The sequence below is a fragment of the Bacteroides sp. AM23-12 genome (assembly GCF_003434395.1).
Taxonomy (GTDB): domain Bacteria; phylum Bacteroidota; class Bacteroidia; order Bacteroidales; family Bacteroidaceae; genus Bacteroides; species Bacteroides thetaiotaomicron.
The window spans coordinates 109,984-123,209 of the sequence record NZ_QTLF01000002.1 but is presented as its reverse complement, the minus strand read 5'-3'; the positions used below and the strand labels follow the sequence as shown (position 1 = coordinate 123,209).

Below are 13,226 nucleotides of genomic sequence, written 5' to 3'. Positions count from 1 at the left end.
AATATGTTATCAGTAATAGTACCTATTTACAATGAAGAGAAGTACATAGCAAAGTGTATTAATTCAATGCTGGAGCAGGATTATCCAAAGGATGACTTGGAGATAATCCTTGTGGACGGTATGAGTAAGGATAAGACGCGTGAGATAGTTTCCACCTATACGGCAAAGTATCCGTTTATCCGTTTGATTGACAATCCTAACCGTATTGCACCTTGGGCGATGAACATCGGCATCAAGGAGGCAAAGGGTGATGTTATAATGCGACTGGATGCTCATGCAACCTATCAGAACAATTATTTCTCATCCTTGGCTTATGGACTTAGCAAGTATGGTGCTGATAATATTGGTGCTGTATGTAAGACGGACGTGTTGAATAAGACGCCTAAGGCACTTGCCATTCGTGAGGTGTTGAGTAACAAGTTTGGTGTAGGCAACTCTACATTCCGCACCGGCATTGACGGTGTGCAGGAGGTGGAGACCGTTCCATTCGGATGTTGGAGGCGTGTGGTGTTCAAGAAGTATGGCTATTATGATGTGCGTCTTGTTCGTAATCAGGATATAGAGTTGAATAAGCGTATAATCCATGGTGGTGGTAAGATTGTGATAATCCCAGATACTTACAGCACCTATCTGGCTCGTGAAACGTTTTCAAAGTTAGCGCAGAATAACTTTGGTAATGGTAAGTGGAATATTTTGACGGTTTTCTATACAGGCGAGATTCGCTCTCTCTCTCTTCGGCATTTTGTGCCATTAGGTTTTATTATAGGTTTATTCATTCCACTGATTGTTGGAATTTTTTGGCGTCCAGCAGTTGCGATGACCGTATTAGTGTTATTATTGTATTTAATAACATTAGGCATTGTGAGTGTTAAATTAGTTGTTGCTAAAAAGTTAAACTTTTTCTTTCTCCTTTGCACATTCGCTGTTCTGCACGTATCATATGGGTGTGGATCTTTAGTGGCTTTATTAAAATTGCCATTTATTAGGAGAAAAGTGTAGCTTGCGGTCTATTTTCTTGTTCTTTAGTTTCAGATTCATAGAAAAACTAATAAACATAAGTTTATGTTCATTTATGTTATTATATGTAGAGCTCATTTTTTTTGAAAACATGATTAATTATCAATATGTTAAAAAAAAGACTATTTGATATATTTGCAAGTTTGTTTGGCTTGTTGTTAATATGGTGGGTTTATCCTATTGTCGTTTTGTTGATAAAAGTAAAAATGCCAGGTGGTTCTGCATTCTTTTGCCAGAAACGTGTGGGAAAGGATGGTAAGCTCTTTACTTGCCACAAGTTCCGCTCGATGACAGTGAAGCACAGCGGTTCTTCGGTATCGGTGGCAGGCGACAGTCGCATCACTCCGTTTGGCGCCAAACTGCGTCATTACAAGATTGATGAACTCCCAGAGTTGTGGGATGTTCTCATCGGAACCATGAGCTTCGTTGGTCCTCGTCCTGACGTACCTGGATATGCTGACCAACTGCAGGGTGATGACCGTGTAGTTCTCAAACTCCGTCCAGGTATAACAGGTCCTGCTACCTTGAAGTATCGATTGGAAGATGAAATGATAGCCTCTTTTGTGGATAATGTACGCAAAGGATTGGTTTCTCAAGACATGGTATTGCCTTCATCCTATCAACAGCTGTCTGATCAAGAGTTAGCTGTATGGTACAACGATAATGTGATTTATCCAGATAAAGTAAGGCTTAATAAGTATTACTACGAGCATTATTCATTTATAAAGGACATAGAAATGATTTTTGCTACAGTACTTGGATTCAAAGTAAAATTTAATGGTGAACTAATTTAAATAGAAAATCAAAATGAGTTACGTTCCAGAAAAGATAATATACCTTTGCCTTGCGCATATGAGTGAGGGTGGTATTGAGCAAAAATATGTAAAAGAGGCTTTTGATACCAACTGGGTGGTGCCTTTGGGCCCTAATGTAAACGGATTGGAAGCGGATCTGAAGGAGTTTGTGGGGGGACAGAGTGAAGTAGTGGCACTGAGTGCCGGTACGGCTGCTGTGCATCTTGCCCTTATCGCTTGCGGTGTGAAACCGGGTGACGAGGTATTGGTGCAAAGTTTCACCTTTTGCGCATCATCGCATCCTATCACTTATCTTGGTGCCAAACCTGTGTTTCTAGGATCTGAATCCGAAACATGGAATATGGATCCCATTCTTCTTGAAGAAGCGATCAAGGATCGCATTGCAAAGACCGGTAAGAAACCGAAAGCGATTGTTCCTGTGGCACTCTATGGAATGCCTTATGATTGCGAACGAATTATGGAGATTGCTAACCGTTACGAGATCCCCGTGATAGAGGATGCTGCTGAGGGTTTTGGCTCGAAGTTTGCTGGTAAGGTACTGGGTACTTTCGGCCGTTTCGGTGTACTGAGTTTCAATGGAAATAAAATGATTACGACTTCGGGTGGTGGTGCGTTGATATGCCAAAATGCAGAAGATAAAAATACTATCATGTGGTATGCTACGCAGGCACGCGATGCTTATCCTTACTATCAGCATACTGCTATTGGTTATAACTACCGTATGTCGAATATCTGTGCCGGTATAGGTCGTGGTCAAATGACTGTGGCGCAGGCACACATTGATCATCATAAGCATGTACAAGCATTGTATGAGGAGTTGTTCAAGGAGGTGAAAGGCGTGTCTATCCATAAACAACCTGTGGATGAACGTTACGACTCTAATTTTTGGCTGTGTACTGCGACCATAGATCCTTCGGTCAAAATTGTGGGACAAGAAAATGCTTACAAGGAAATTATAAAGACTGCTGTAGGAGGTGCAGCCGGTGTGATTAAGGCTGTGGATAGTGCTGTGACCGACTGCCAGCCGAATGAGAACGTAGAAGCCTTGCGTGTGTTTATGCTCTCGAAGAAGATTGAGGTACGTCCTGTCTGGAAGCCTATGCACAAGCAACCTGTGTATACGGATGCGCCATTTTATACCAATGGCGTGGAGGAGGCTATCTTTAAGATAGGTTTCTGTTTGCCTGCAGGACCTTATGTAACGGATGATGATGTACGTTATATTGTAGAATCAATTAAAGAAGCTATTGTAGAATGATATTATTATAACATTCAATGATTTAAAGGCGAAAGTATGAGTACTGATAATAAAAAAAACGAACCTATTGGTCTGGCGATTAATGCTGTGATGACTATAATATCAGTAATAGCAATTATTACTGTAGAAACAGGACGTCGGCATTTAAGAAATTATATTCAGAAAAAACGTCAGCAAAAAGTAGATGATGGCTGGTTGAGAAAGGCTCAATGCAATAGCCCGGTTGAAAGAAAATATCTGGAGTTGGATGTTGAATCTGATATGGAATTTCCGTCAGATAAATATACAACTATTCCTTTGAGTGAAACAGAAGAAATGGAATGGAAATCTTTATTTTCTTTATTGGGAGGTGAAACCATACGGGGTAGATTGACAGCTTATTCTTTTGATGGTTTGCTAAAATGTGATCTTTCTGTGTCAGAGTTGTGCAGAGTTAAAGACAATCCTTCTTTAATGAGAGGATATTCTATTGAATACGGAAAAGTTTCAAAGCAGGCTAAATTTGAAAAAGCTGGGAGTGCTTCTGTTGCACCATTAATGATTTATCAGTGTATGGCGGTAATAACCTCCCAGTATTATTTGCAGGTGATAACGGAGAGATTATGTGCGATAGACCAAAAGCTGGATGAAATTTTCAACTTCCTTTCAGTTGATGATAAAGCTGAACTACGTATTGCATACGACCGTTTATTAGAGCTTAATTCGAAAACGTCATTTGATATTGCAGATAAAAATATTGTATCAGACTTTTCTAAATCTGTAGAAAAAGCTAAAGTTAAATACAGAAGTCTTCTGAATGACATAAAGAATTTAAATATAGAATCTAAGTATAAAGATATAGAAGAGGCTAAAAGTAAAATCGCACGTTTGAAGGGTTCCCACTATTTGGACTATTTGGAAATGGCTATGCAATCTGAAGTGTTATCTTATATTGCGAATGTGGTCTCTTTGAAAATCGCAAAAAGTATGAATGCTACAGAAGATGCTGAAATTTTTATGAAGAGATTGAAATTTGACTACTGGAAAAATTATCAAGATCAATTTATGAGGTTGAAATATGATGTTATCACTTATCTTGAATTATCAGCAAAGGATTCATGGTTTGAATCTAAAAAAATACAAAAGATGAAAGAGGAGCAAGAAGCTGTTTTTGAAAAATTAGAAGTCTCACTAATAGAGATGCAAAATAGTCTTGACCGACGAATCGTACAGTATTTAAAGGTTGACAAAAACGGTTCTATAAAGAAATATTTGATGATTAGTTAAGATAACCTGATCCTGGAGAATTTAGTAAAATAACATAAGAACAATTAAATAAATATATGAAAAGAATAAAACAATTAGGCTATTGCGTATTGGCAGCTTTTCTGTTAACAGCTTGCCAGTCTTATAAGAAAGTACCTTACCTGCAGGATGCGGAAGTGGTACTGTATAGTAACCAGAACGAACAGTTGTATGATGCAAAGATCATGCCCAAAGACTTGCTGACGATTGTAGTGTCATGTACCAGTCCTGAATTGGCAGCGCCTTTCAATTTGACGGTGGCTACGCAGAATAATGCTGCTTTGAGTTATACAACTACCCAACCGGTTCTGCAGCAATATTTGGTGGATAATGAAGGTAATATCAACTTTCCGGTATTGGGCGAACTTCATGTGGGTGGATTGACAAAGAAGGCAACTGAACAGATGATTGTAGAAAAACTGAAACCTTATATTACGGAAACTCCTATTGTAACGGTACGAATGGTGAATTATAAGATTTCCGTGATTGGTGAAGTTGCCCGTCCCGGTACATTTACTATTTCCAATGAAAAAGTGAATATCTTGGAAGCTTTGGCTATGGCAGGTGATATGACTGTATATGGTCTGCGTGATGATGTTAAGCTGATACGTGAGAATGCCAATGGTAAGCAGGAAATTATTCCTTTGGATCTGAATAAGGCGGAGACTATTCTTTCTCCTTACTATTATCTGCAGCAGAATGATATTATTTACGTAACTCCCAATAAGGCAAAAGCACGAAATTCGGATATCGGAACTAGTACAAGCTTGTGGTTCTCTGCTACTTCGATCCTTGTTTCTATTGCCAGTTTGTTGTTTAACATCTTGAAATAAAAAGAAAGAGGCATGAAAGAAGAAAATCAAAACGTGAAGGGACGTGAAATAACTGAGGAACAGATTGATTTCCGGGCACTGCTTTTTAAATATATTATTCACTGGCCCTGGTTTGTGGGTGCTGTGTTGCTATGTTTTGTTGGTGCATGGTTTTATTTGCACTGGGCTACACCCATTTATAATATTTCCGCTACAGTTCTGATAAAAGACGAGAAGAAGGGTGGAGGTGCAGGACTTTCTTCGGAACTGGAGGATATGGGGTTAAGTGGTCTGATGACATCTTCTAAAAACATTGATAACGAGCTGGAGGTGCTGCGTTCGAAAACACTTGTAAAAGAGGTGGTTAATCAGTTGGGGCTATATATAACTTATAAAGATGAGGATGAGTTTCCTGCTAAAGGTTTATATAAGACATCTCCGGTGCAGGTAAGCTTGACACCTCAAGAGGCTGAAAAATTGAATGCACCGATGATGGTGGAAATGACTTTGCAGCCTGAAGGTAGTATGGATGTGAATGTGACTGTAGGTGAGAAGGGTTATCAGAAGCATTTTGAGAAGCTGCCTGCTATTTTTCCGACTGATGAAGGTACATTGGCTTTCTTTCAGGCTGTTGATTCGGTAACTTTGCAAGATGGAACGAAAGTTCCTCGGATAGAGAAGGACGTACGCCATATAACTGCGACAATAAACAAACCGATGAGAGTGGCAAAAAGCTATTGTAACAGTCTGTCTATTGCTCCTACTTCTAAAACGACTTCTGTCGCTGTGATTTCCTTGAAGAACTCCAGTCTGCAGCGTGGACAGGACTTTATCAACCAGTTACTTGAGATGTATAATCGCAATACGAACAATGATAAAAACGAGATCGCTCAGAAGACGGCAGAATTTATCGATGAACGTATTGGCATTATCTCAAAAGAATTGGGTAGTACAGAAGCTAATTTGGAGACTTTCAAGCGTGATGCCGGTATCACGGATTTGACGAGTGAAGCTCAGATAGCTTTGGCCGGTAATGCTGAGTATGAAAAGAAAAGTGTGGAGAACCGTACTCAAATCAGCTTGGTAAATGACTTGCGTAAATACTTGAGAGGTAATGAATATGAAGTATTACCAAGTAATGTAGGTTTGCAGGATGCTGCCTTGATCGGAGCTATTGAACGCTACAACGAGATGCTTGTTGAGCGTAAACGCCTGCTGCGTACATCAACAGAGAATAACCCTACGATTGTGAATCTAGATACAAGTATCCGTGCCATGAAAGCCAATGTACAGGCTACTCTTGAAGGAACCTTGCAGGGGTTGATGATTACTAAAGAGAGCCTTGACCGTGAAGCGAGTCGTTATTCCCGTCGTATCAGCAACGCTCCGGGACAGGAACGTGCTTATGTCAGTATTGCCCGTCAGCAGGAGATCAAAGCCGGGTTGTATCTGATGTTGTTACAGAAGCGTGAAGAGAATGCTATTGCTCTTGCTGCTACTGCGAATAATGCGAAGATTATCGATGAAGCGATAGCTGACGATATTCCGGTATCTCCCAAACGTCCTATGATCTATTTGATCGCATTGGTACTTGGTGTTGGGATTCCGGTGGGTATCATCTACTTGATTGAACTGACGAAATTCAAGATTGAAGGACGTGCCGATGTGGAGAAACTAACAAGTGTTCCTGTTGTCGGTGATATTCCATTGACTGATGAGAAGAATGATAAGAATGGTTCTATTGCTGTCTTCGAGAACAAGAATAATCTGATGAGTGAAACCTTCCGTAATATTCGTACCAATCTTCAGTTTATGCTCGATAATGATCAGAAGGTTATCCTTGTGACCTCAACTGTCAGTGGTGAAGGTAAATCATTCGTTTCGTCGAATTTGGCAATCAGTCTTTCTCTTTTGGGAAAGAAAGTGGTAATTGTCGGACTCGATATTCGTAAGCCGGGACTGAATAAAGTATTCCATCTCTCCAATAAGGAGAAAGGTATTACTCAATATCTTTCCAATCCTGAAACGGACCTGATGGAACTTGTTCAACCTTCTGATGTGAATAAGAATCTGTTTATTCTTCCGGGTGGTACTGTTCCTCCTAATCCGACAGAACTGTTAGCTCGTAACGGTCTGGACAGAGCAATAGAAACCTTGAAGAAGAACTTTGATTATGTCATCCTTGATACTGCTCCTATCGGCATGGTAACGGATACCTTATTAATAGGTCGTGTAGCAGACTTGTCAGTTTACGTATGCCGTGCTGATTATACTCATAAGGCGGAATATACATTGATCAATGAACTGTCTTTTGAGAAGAAGCTGCCTAATCTTTGTACCGTCATTAACGGTGTAGACCTGAAGAAGAGAAAATATGGTTATTACTATGGCTACGGCAAGTATGGCAAGCATTATGGTTATGGCAAACGTTATGGTTACGGCTATGGATATGGTCAGACCAAAAGTGAAAGAAAAGACTAGTAAATTTGAAATAAAATATGAAAAAAACGTAGGAAATGGGTGAATTATTTTGTATCTTTATTGCTTATAAACCAAGCATAAAGAGACAATGAATCAACCGGATTTTGTAGTGAAATGCTACAATAAACAAGACTTAGCCCAAATGTATTTCCCTGATATAACTGTTCGCGCTTCAGTAAATAAACTTCGTCGCTGGATGCGTAGATGTCAACCATTAATGGATGAGATACTTTCTACGGATTTTCATCCGAAAACGAAAGCTTTTTCTGTGCGGGAAGTAAGGTTAATCACCTACTATTTGGGTAAGCCGGGAGATTTGTAACCTCAAATCTTTTTTATTCATTCAACAAAAAAACTACGGGAGGCAGCACTTTCGCCATCTCCCGTAGTTTTTTTATAATCCTGAATATTCTTTTCTCGGATCGTAGCAAGGACATGCCTTGTGAATCGTAGCACTCAGCTGATAATGTCCCGCTATCTGCGCCTCCGGATACTGATGCTTGAGAATCGTCAACAGATCGAGCAGAGCAAAGCGTTGTGCCGTAGTTCTCGTATCCGCCGGTCTGCCATTTTCATCCAGCCCGCCTTCATAACAAATCCCGATACTATGCCTGTTAAATCCACGCACATGGGCACCGATTTCGGAGACGGGACGACAATGATGAAGAACTCCGTCCCGGGTGATATAAAAATGATAGCCAATATCACGAAAACCCCGTTGCAAATGACATTCTCGAAGCCGTTCTACAGGGAAGGAAACATTGCAGCGCGTAGCGCTGCAATGAATCACCAACAACTTAATCTCTCTCGGGAGATACTCATCTTTAGAACTTTCCATGCGGATGTATTACAGATGAGCCGTACAGGACGTTACCCCGATAGCAGAAATGATAGACGTTGCAATTGTCACAATGAACTGAAGAATATTCTTCCAAACTTGCTTTTTCATACAATTTTAATCTTTAATAGTAAATAATGATTGATTAAACAGTCGGGTCCGGAGCTTCATCGCCATCGTCACCTGAACCACCGCCGGGCTGATCGCCCTTACCATCGTCCGGCAACGGTTCGTCTCCCGAATCGGGCTTACCGTCACTCTTATACAGTGCAAAGTCCAGCGTTTTACACAACTTGCGGAGATCACTTCCCGGATAGAAAAGCACTTTACCTTTCTCGATACACGATGCCTTGAATTCCTTCTCCGTTGCGGTAGCCGTTGCCGTCTTAAGACTCATGCGGAAATTCCCCAGATCGCCCATCTGAACGATATTCCCTTCATTCAGTACATTGACGATTTCGAGTAGAAACTCTCCGATACAACCTTCCAACTCGCCTTTTGAATAAGACGAACGTTCGGTAATACGTTTGCAGACCTCCTTGACGGTCACTTTCCGTCCGCTACGTGCCACTGCATAATACTTGGGAGCTTCACTAGGTTTCAACAGGTTCTTGCGAGCCATAACAACATAATTCTGTGCCATAATTTTTAATACTTAATACTTATTACTTAATACTTATTACTTAATACTTATTACCTGTAACCGATTACACAACAAAGATACTACATGGGCAAGTGCCCGTGATGTGCAGTGACGCACACAGACGCACTGATAAAAGGAAAAAACATTGAGAAGATTGTATTGAATCTTCCCAATGTTTGCATCCGATCATTGAGAAGGTTTTTTCAAACTTCCCAATGTTTTCAGAGAGTCTTCAAAAGGACAAAAGGACAAAAATGACAGATAGGACTATTTTATGAGATCTTCTGATACTTTCCATGAGATATCTTATTGATTTTGACGCCAATGAACGATTTTATCAGCCTGCTGATCTTGCGGTGGCTGAAATCGTATTTTACGCCGATCTGCATTGCATCTTCGGTAGTGAATGTTTCTGGCAACTCGCCGATGAACTTCCGTGTACTGTTCGGATCTTTCAACGGATGGAGCTGGGAAGACGGCATGGAAGACAATAATAGCCTGCTATGCTCATAACAGCAGAGAACGATCTGGAGAGAACGCTCGAAATCTACATCCTCACAATAGATATCCGGTGCGCCATCATTCGCCTCGAACTGGCGGATGCGTGCTTGGATCATGCTGATGCGCATCACAAGACAGGCATACCGTTTGACAACGGCCTGAAGGTCATCGTTACCTTCCAGAACCACTTCGGCAAGCAGCTTAGAAAACGTATGATTCAGATAATCCCATTGAGAACGGCTGAAGTGAAACAATACAGGATGATTCTTGCAGAAATGATAAAGCTCGAAGACACGATGTGCCAGCGGCTTGAAAGACTCTTCAAGCGAGATACTGTCATCTCCCATGGGCTTCCACTTCGGAATGCTGCGGAAAGTGTAGAGCATGATACGGCTCGGAAGTCCTTTTTCCGAAGTCTCTATCAGTGAAGCCATCTGACTCGGGGTGCCGGTGAGGAACATGGCAAGCATGGGAAAACGGATATAAATGGGGGTTAAACCATTGATCTTGAAAGCGGAATCGATATTCTCATGCTCGAATGCCTTGCGGAGCATATCGTCAAAGTTACCGCAATCCAGATGATTGGCTGTAGCCAGCGTCTGCGCCTCGGTATCGAATATGATGCTTCCTTGCGGACCGTTGTCCCGCATTTGGATCTGCATACGGCTGTAGCTGGTAGTGGCAGGGAGAAAAAGCATTTTGTAAGCTGGTTTTTCCGGTTCTTCGGGACACTCTTCATGTGCCTTTTTCTTATAAGTACAGTCCAGCTTCCATTGGGTGTACTTATGGTTATAAATTTTCTGCTGAAGTTCGCTATTGGAAAGTATCCAGTCGTGGACCTCTTCCAGCAGATAACGTCCTGTTTGCGCAATGCTCTTGTTGCTCCCGGCGGGGGCAATGCCGAAACTGTAGAAATGGGGAGAATACTTTTTGTGATTATAGATGCCGAATGTGCCAGGCAGTACGGAACTCAATGCGGTGAGGTTGGAGAGAAAGGAAAGATCCTGTTCACGATCACCTTCCTCTTCGAGGATACATTCGTTCAGCAGATCGGGCAGATATTTGTACACGCTTTTGGGAAAACAGGGCGTTTCTTTTCTGAATTCTTCGCCTTGCCAATACGCTTCATCTGCTTCATAGACGTTTTCGGATGGGCTATATGTCACTTTTGTCATTTTGTCCTTATGAAGAGAAGAGCAAAGCGGAGAGGCGGAGACGGATGGAGTAGAGGTAACTTTTTGGTAACCAGATTGTAGGATGCTCCTGATTTCCTGTGCGGGAAAGTCGGAGTGCTCAAAATAAACCGTAATCCCGCGTAATATGCTTTCTTGCGAATATCTTCTCCGGCAAGCTTCGCAGGCGAGTTTAAACAGATTGGTGTGTCGTTGCCCGGCGGTCAATGGATTTAAGAAAATGTAGGACGAAAGGAACAAGTTGACTTCCTCTTCCGAGAAGTTCTCGGAGGTTTCGTTTGCTTTTGCAGGTAGCGGAGGAGAGGGGAGGTTTTCTGCTGTCGGCTGGAACGGTTGTGTTTCCACAGCTGCTTCCAGAACGAATGACTGATAGAGACTGGCTACGTATCCGTCCGGTGAATAGGTGAAATAGCACAGGCGGCTTTCGTCTTTACAGGCGGGATCGCTGGTGAGCCCGGTCAGCTGGTCGTAGTAACGGCTGACCAGTAGCTGCCCTTCCCGGTGACGGCCTTCGATGCCTTCCACATAGGCGAAGATTTTCACGCCGTCCGTAGGGCTTTCCAGAGCAGCTACGGTATGAGGGTCGGCAGCGCAAAGACGGATGATCTCCAGCCGATTGGGAACGTGGTCGTAGTCGAGTCCGATAATGTGACTGGGCAACCGGAAATTTCGGATGGCATGCGCTCCGTCGAAGGTGCCGGCAGGAGTGAAGCAGGGGAGCTGACTTTTTAGTTTTTGGGCGGCTTCATGGTCGCCTTCCTGATGGTACCGCCGGATGGATTGGATGATGGAAGCATAAACCGGATGAATACACATAAAGATGACTTCGAGGAAAGACATGATTTTAGGCTTTTTGGAATACACATTTTCGTAAACGGAAACTTTAATTTCTTCGAGTACTTGCATTTGATTTTGATGTTTTATGATTCTCTATCCCACTATCGGGGTAGCGGGTGCAAAGGTAAAGGAGGGGGAGTTAGAACTTGTTTCATAGGTTGAAACAGATTGAATAACCAAATATATATCTATTTTTTATTAAATTTTAAACAAAGAGTAAACATGACAAAAGAAAATCATGGACCTTATGAATTTTTGGGAAGTATGGTAGTGAACCTGATGAATATCGACAAATCGATTTCGTATTCTTTTCTGGAAGATGAGTTGCATATCTCCAGAAGGGATGTGAGTGCCATGCGGCAGGGGAAGGATTTACACGTTTATCAGTACGTGCGTGTCATCAGCTGTATCATGGATGAGATACATCTGGAAATTCTGTTGAATGCACTGCTGAAGGAGTTGAAGAATGTATTTGCAACCCATTGTGATTTGGTGATCGGTACGATTCCACATCGGCTTTACGGAAACGGACAGCCGGCAGAATGGGTGGTAGTGATGAGATGGGACGGGGTAGGGGTCTGATCCTTCTTGTCATACCCGGATTGCTATCTTAGTCTTCTAAAGTACGTCCGCATTTTTTTCATGATCTTGATACCCAAAACTACTCCGTCAAAGATGGCCATGCCGGTATTGAACGAACGCATGAGCGAATCCGCTTTGTTGGCGGCGGGTGCAAGAGGCGAGAATATTTCGCGGGTGGTGGCCGTCATAGCTCGTTTTTGAGCCTGAATTTCATTCAAGAGCTTCTTTTTGCGTTGGGTGATCTCTTCTAATGTAATTTTGGCAGGTGTTTGCGCACTCATAACTTCATTTATTTTGAATCGGTTAAAAACAAGTTAGCGAGGAAGTTTACCATCGGGGAGATGATAAGCTGTTTGCGGAAAATAATGACTAAAGCCATAATCAGTATATTGATGCCGGCAATGATAGCGAAGCTTGCCATAAGTCCGCCTACCAGAGGTTCCAATACATAAGCCAAGGCAAATAACAGATAAAACAGGGCTACCATGCCAAGGATGATAAGTATTACAATCATGATTAACGTTGAAAGAAGTATGGTCAGCTTCTCCGTCAACTCTAACTTGGTGTATTCTTTTTGAAGTTCCAGATACTTTTTGAACTCAAAAAACAACTGTTGAAAGTTCTCAATACTTTTATCGTCTGCAAACATGGTCGCTCTGTTTTAGTCCTTTACTTACTTATTCTCCTATTTCTCCTTTAATTTCAGCTGCGATTTCGTCAACGAGATTTTCCATTTCGTTGCGGTTCAGCTTGATTCCTTTTTTACGAAGAATTTCTGCGATCTTATTACGGGTATCTTCTCCCTTTTCAGGAGCAAACAAAATACCAAGGGCTGCACCTACGGCTGCACCACCCAGAAAAGCTGCTAATACATTTAATCCTTTCATAATTTATACTGTTTAAAATGATTATGATACAACAAATATAACATTTTTCTCCAAAGGTTGTTCGCAAAAACAGAAAAA

Annotated in this window: 15 protein-coding genes; 8 read left to right on the top strand and 7 right to left on the bottom strand. The window is 41.7% G+C overall.

From position 1 onward, the window contains the following. The first annotated feature begins 3 nt into the window (after window positions 1–3). The 7 genes from DW640_RS02735 (at window position 4) to DW640_RS02705 (ending at window position 7,989) form a co-directional block, all read left to right on the top strand. Window positions 4–999 carry a glycosyltransferase family 2 protein gene (locus DW640_RS02735; RefSeq protein WP_117577241.1) on the top strand — a complete coding sequence of 332 codons (996 nt, stop codon included), beginning with the start codon at window positions 4–6 and terminating at the stop codon, window positions 997–999. A gap of 125 nt (window positions 1,000–1,124) precedes the next feature. Beyond that, a complete protein-coding gene (locus DW640_RS02730) occupies window positions 1,125–1,811 on the top strand; it encodes a sugar transferase (protein WP_117577240.1) in 687 nt (228 codons plus the stop codon). A gap of 13 nt (window positions 1,812–1,824) precedes the next feature. Next, window positions 1,825–3,090, top strand: a complete 1,266-nt coding sequence (locus tag DW640_RS02725; protein ID WP_117577238.1) for a DegT/DnrJ/EryC1/StrS aminotransferase family protein — start codon at window positions 1,825–1,827, stop codon at window positions 3,088–3,090. Window positions 3,091–3,126: 36 nt separating this feature from the next. Next, window positions 3,127–4,356, top strand: coding sequence for a hypothetical protein (locus DW640_RS02720; RefSeq protein WP_117577236.1), 1,230 nt, complete (start codon window positions 3,127–3,129; stop codon window positions 4,354–4,356). Window positions 4,357–4,412: 56 nt separating this feature from the next. Then, window positions 4,413–5,207 (top strand): polysaccharide biosynthesis/export family protein, encoded by a 795-nt coding sequence (locus DW640_RS02715; RefSeq protein ID WP_117577234.1) that lies wholly within the window; start codon window positions 4,413–4,415, stop codon window positions 5,205–5,207. Between the two features lie 12 nt (window positions 5,208–5,219). Continuing rightward, window positions 5,220–7,667 carry a tyrosine-protein kinase gene (locus DW640_RS02710; RefSeq protein ID WP_117577232.1) on the top strand — a complete coding sequence of 816 codons (2,448 nt, stop codon included), beginning with the start codon at window positions 5,220–5,222 and terminating at the stop codon, window positions 7,665–7,667. A gap of 88 nt (window positions 7,668–7,755) precedes the next feature. Beyond that, entirely contained in the window at window positions 7,756–7,989 is a 234-nt protein-coding gene (locus DW640_RS02705) for a DUF4248 domain-containing protein (protein WP_008760682.1), read from the top strand. A 72-nt stretch (window positions 7,990–8,061) separates the two neighbouring features. On the opposite strand, the gene DW640_RS02700 is transcribed toward DW640_RS02705, so the two are convergent. The 4 genes from DW640_RS02700 to DW640_RS02690 all read right to left on the bottom strand — a co-directional run bounded on the left by DW640_RS02700 (window position 8,062) and on the right by DW640_RS02690 (window position 11,748). Further along, window positions 8,062–8,505 carry an N-acetylmuramoyl-L-alanine amidase gene (locus DW640_RS02700; RefSeq protein WP_008760683.1) on the bottom strand — a complete coding sequence of 148 codons (444 nt, stop codon included), beginning with the start codon at window positions 8,503–8,505 and terminating at the stop codon, window positions 8,062–8,064. A gap of 9 nt (window positions 8,506–8,514) precedes the next feature. Further along, window positions 8,515–8,616: a smalltalk protein gene (locus tag DW640_RS23515; RefSeq protein WP_008766084.1), complete on the bottom strand. Its 102-nt coding sequence runs from the start codon at window positions 8,614–8,616 to the stop codon at window positions 8,515–8,517. A 34-nt stretch (window positions 8,617–8,650) separates the two neighbouring features. Further along, window positions 8,651–9,148 carry an HU family DNA-binding protein gene (locus DW640_RS02695; protein ID WP_008760684.1) on the bottom strand — a complete coding sequence of 166 codons (498 nt, stop codon included), beginning with the start codon at window positions 9,146–9,148 and terminating at the stop codon, window positions 8,651–8,653. Window positions 9,149–9,420: 272 nt separating this feature from the next. Further along, the gene (locus tag DW640_RS02690; protein WP_117577230.1) at window positions 9,421–11,748 is read right to left on the bottom strand and encodes a DUF3987 domain-containing protein; all 2,328 of its coding nucleotides are present in this window, start codon (window positions 11,746–11,748) and stop codon (window positions 9,421–9,423) included. Between the two features lie 153 nt (window positions 11,749–11,901). Between DW640_RS02690 and DW640_RS02685 the strand changes: the two genes are divergently transcribed. Further along, on the top strand, window positions 11,902–12,261 hold the full coding sequence (locus DW640_RS02685; protein ID WP_055230312.1) for a hypothetical protein: 360 nt from the start codon (window positions 11,902–11,904) through the stop codon (window positions 12,259–12,261). A 23-nt stretch (window positions 12,262–12,284) separates the two neighbouring features. On the opposite strand, the gene DW640_RS02680 is transcribed toward DW640_RS02685, so the two are convergent. The 3 genes from DW640_RS02680 to DW640_RS02670 are packed head-to-tail and all read right to left on the bottom strand — an operon-like array spanning window position 12,285 to window position 13,148. Then, window positions 12,285–12,542: a hypothetical protein gene (locus DW640_RS02680; protein ID WP_008760686.1), complete on the bottom strand. Its 258-nt coding sequence runs from the start codon at window positions 12,540–12,542 to the stop codon at window positions 12,285–12,287. Window positions 12,543–12,550: 8 nt separating this feature from the next. Then, on the bottom strand, window positions 12,551–12,910 hold the full coding sequence (locus DW640_RS02675; RefSeq protein ID WP_008760687.1) for a phage holin family protein: 360 nt from the start codon (window positions 12,908–12,910) through the stop codon (window positions 12,551–12,553). Between the two features lie 28 nt (window positions 12,911–12,938). After that, window positions 12,939–13,148, bottom strand: coding sequence for a YtxH domain-containing protein (locus DW640_RS02670; RefSeq protein WP_008760688.1), 210 nt, complete (start codon window positions 13,146–13,148; stop codon window positions 12,939–12,941). Window positions 13,149–13,226: the final 78 nt, after the last annotated feature.

Coding starts and splice junctions, on each gene's coding strand:
- DW640_RS02735 (WP_117577241.1), top strand. CDS start 4: ATGTTATCAGTAATAGTACCTATTTACAATGAAGAGAAGTACATAGCA.
- DW640_RS02730 (WP_117577240.1), top strand. CDS start 1,125: ATGTTAAAAAAAAGACTATTTGATATATTTGCAAGTTTGTTTGGCTTG.
- DW640_RS02725 (WP_117577238.1), top strand. CDS start 1,825: ATGAGTTACGTTCCAGAAAAGATAATATACCTTTGCCTTGCGCATATG.
- DW640_RS02720 (WP_117577236.1), top strand. CDS start 3,127: ATGAGTACTGATAATAAAAAAAACGAACCTATTGGTCTGGCGATTAAT.
- DW640_RS02715 (WP_117577234.1), top strand. CDS start 4,413: ATGAAAAGAATAAAACAATTAGGCTATTGCGTATTGGCAGCTTTTCTG.
- DW640_RS02710 (WP_117577232.1), top strand. CDS start 5,220: ATGAAAGAAGAAAATCAAAACGTGAAGGGACGTGAAATAACTGAGGAA.
- DW640_RS02705 (WP_008760682.1), top strand. CDS start 7,756: ATGAATCAACCGGATTTTGTAGTGAAATGCTACAATAAACAAGACTTA.
- DW640_RS02700 (WP_008760683.1), bottom strand. CDS start 8,505: ATGGAAAGTTCTAAAGATGAGTATCTCCCGAGAGAGATTAAGTTGTTG.
- DW640_RS23515 (WP_008766084.1), bottom strand. CDS start 8,616: ATGAAAAAGCAAGTTTGGAAGAATATTCTTCAGTTCATTGTGACAATT.
- DW640_RS02695 (WP_008760684.1), bottom strand. CDS start 9,148: ATGGCACAGAATTATGTTGTTATGGCTCGCAAGAACCTGTTGAAACCT.
- DW640_RS02690 (WP_117577230.1), bottom strand. CDS start 11,748: ATGCAAGTACTCGAAGAAATTAAAGTTTCCGTTTACGAAAATGTGTAT.
- DW640_RS02685 (WP_055230312.1), top strand. CDS start 11,902: ATGACAAAAGAAAATCATGGACCTTATGAATTTTTGGGAAGTATGGTA.
- DW640_RS02680 (WP_008760686.1), bottom strand. CDS start 12,542: ATGAGTGCGCAAACACCTGCCAAAATTACATTAGAAGAGATCACCCAA.
- DW640_RS02675 (WP_008760687.1), bottom strand. CDS start 12,910: ATGTTTGCAGACGATAAAAGTATTGAGAACTTTCAACAGTTGTTTTTT.
- DW640_RS02670 (WP_008760688.1), bottom strand. CDS start 13,148: ATGAAAGGATTAAATGTATTAGCAGCTTTTCTGGGTGGTGCAGCCGTA.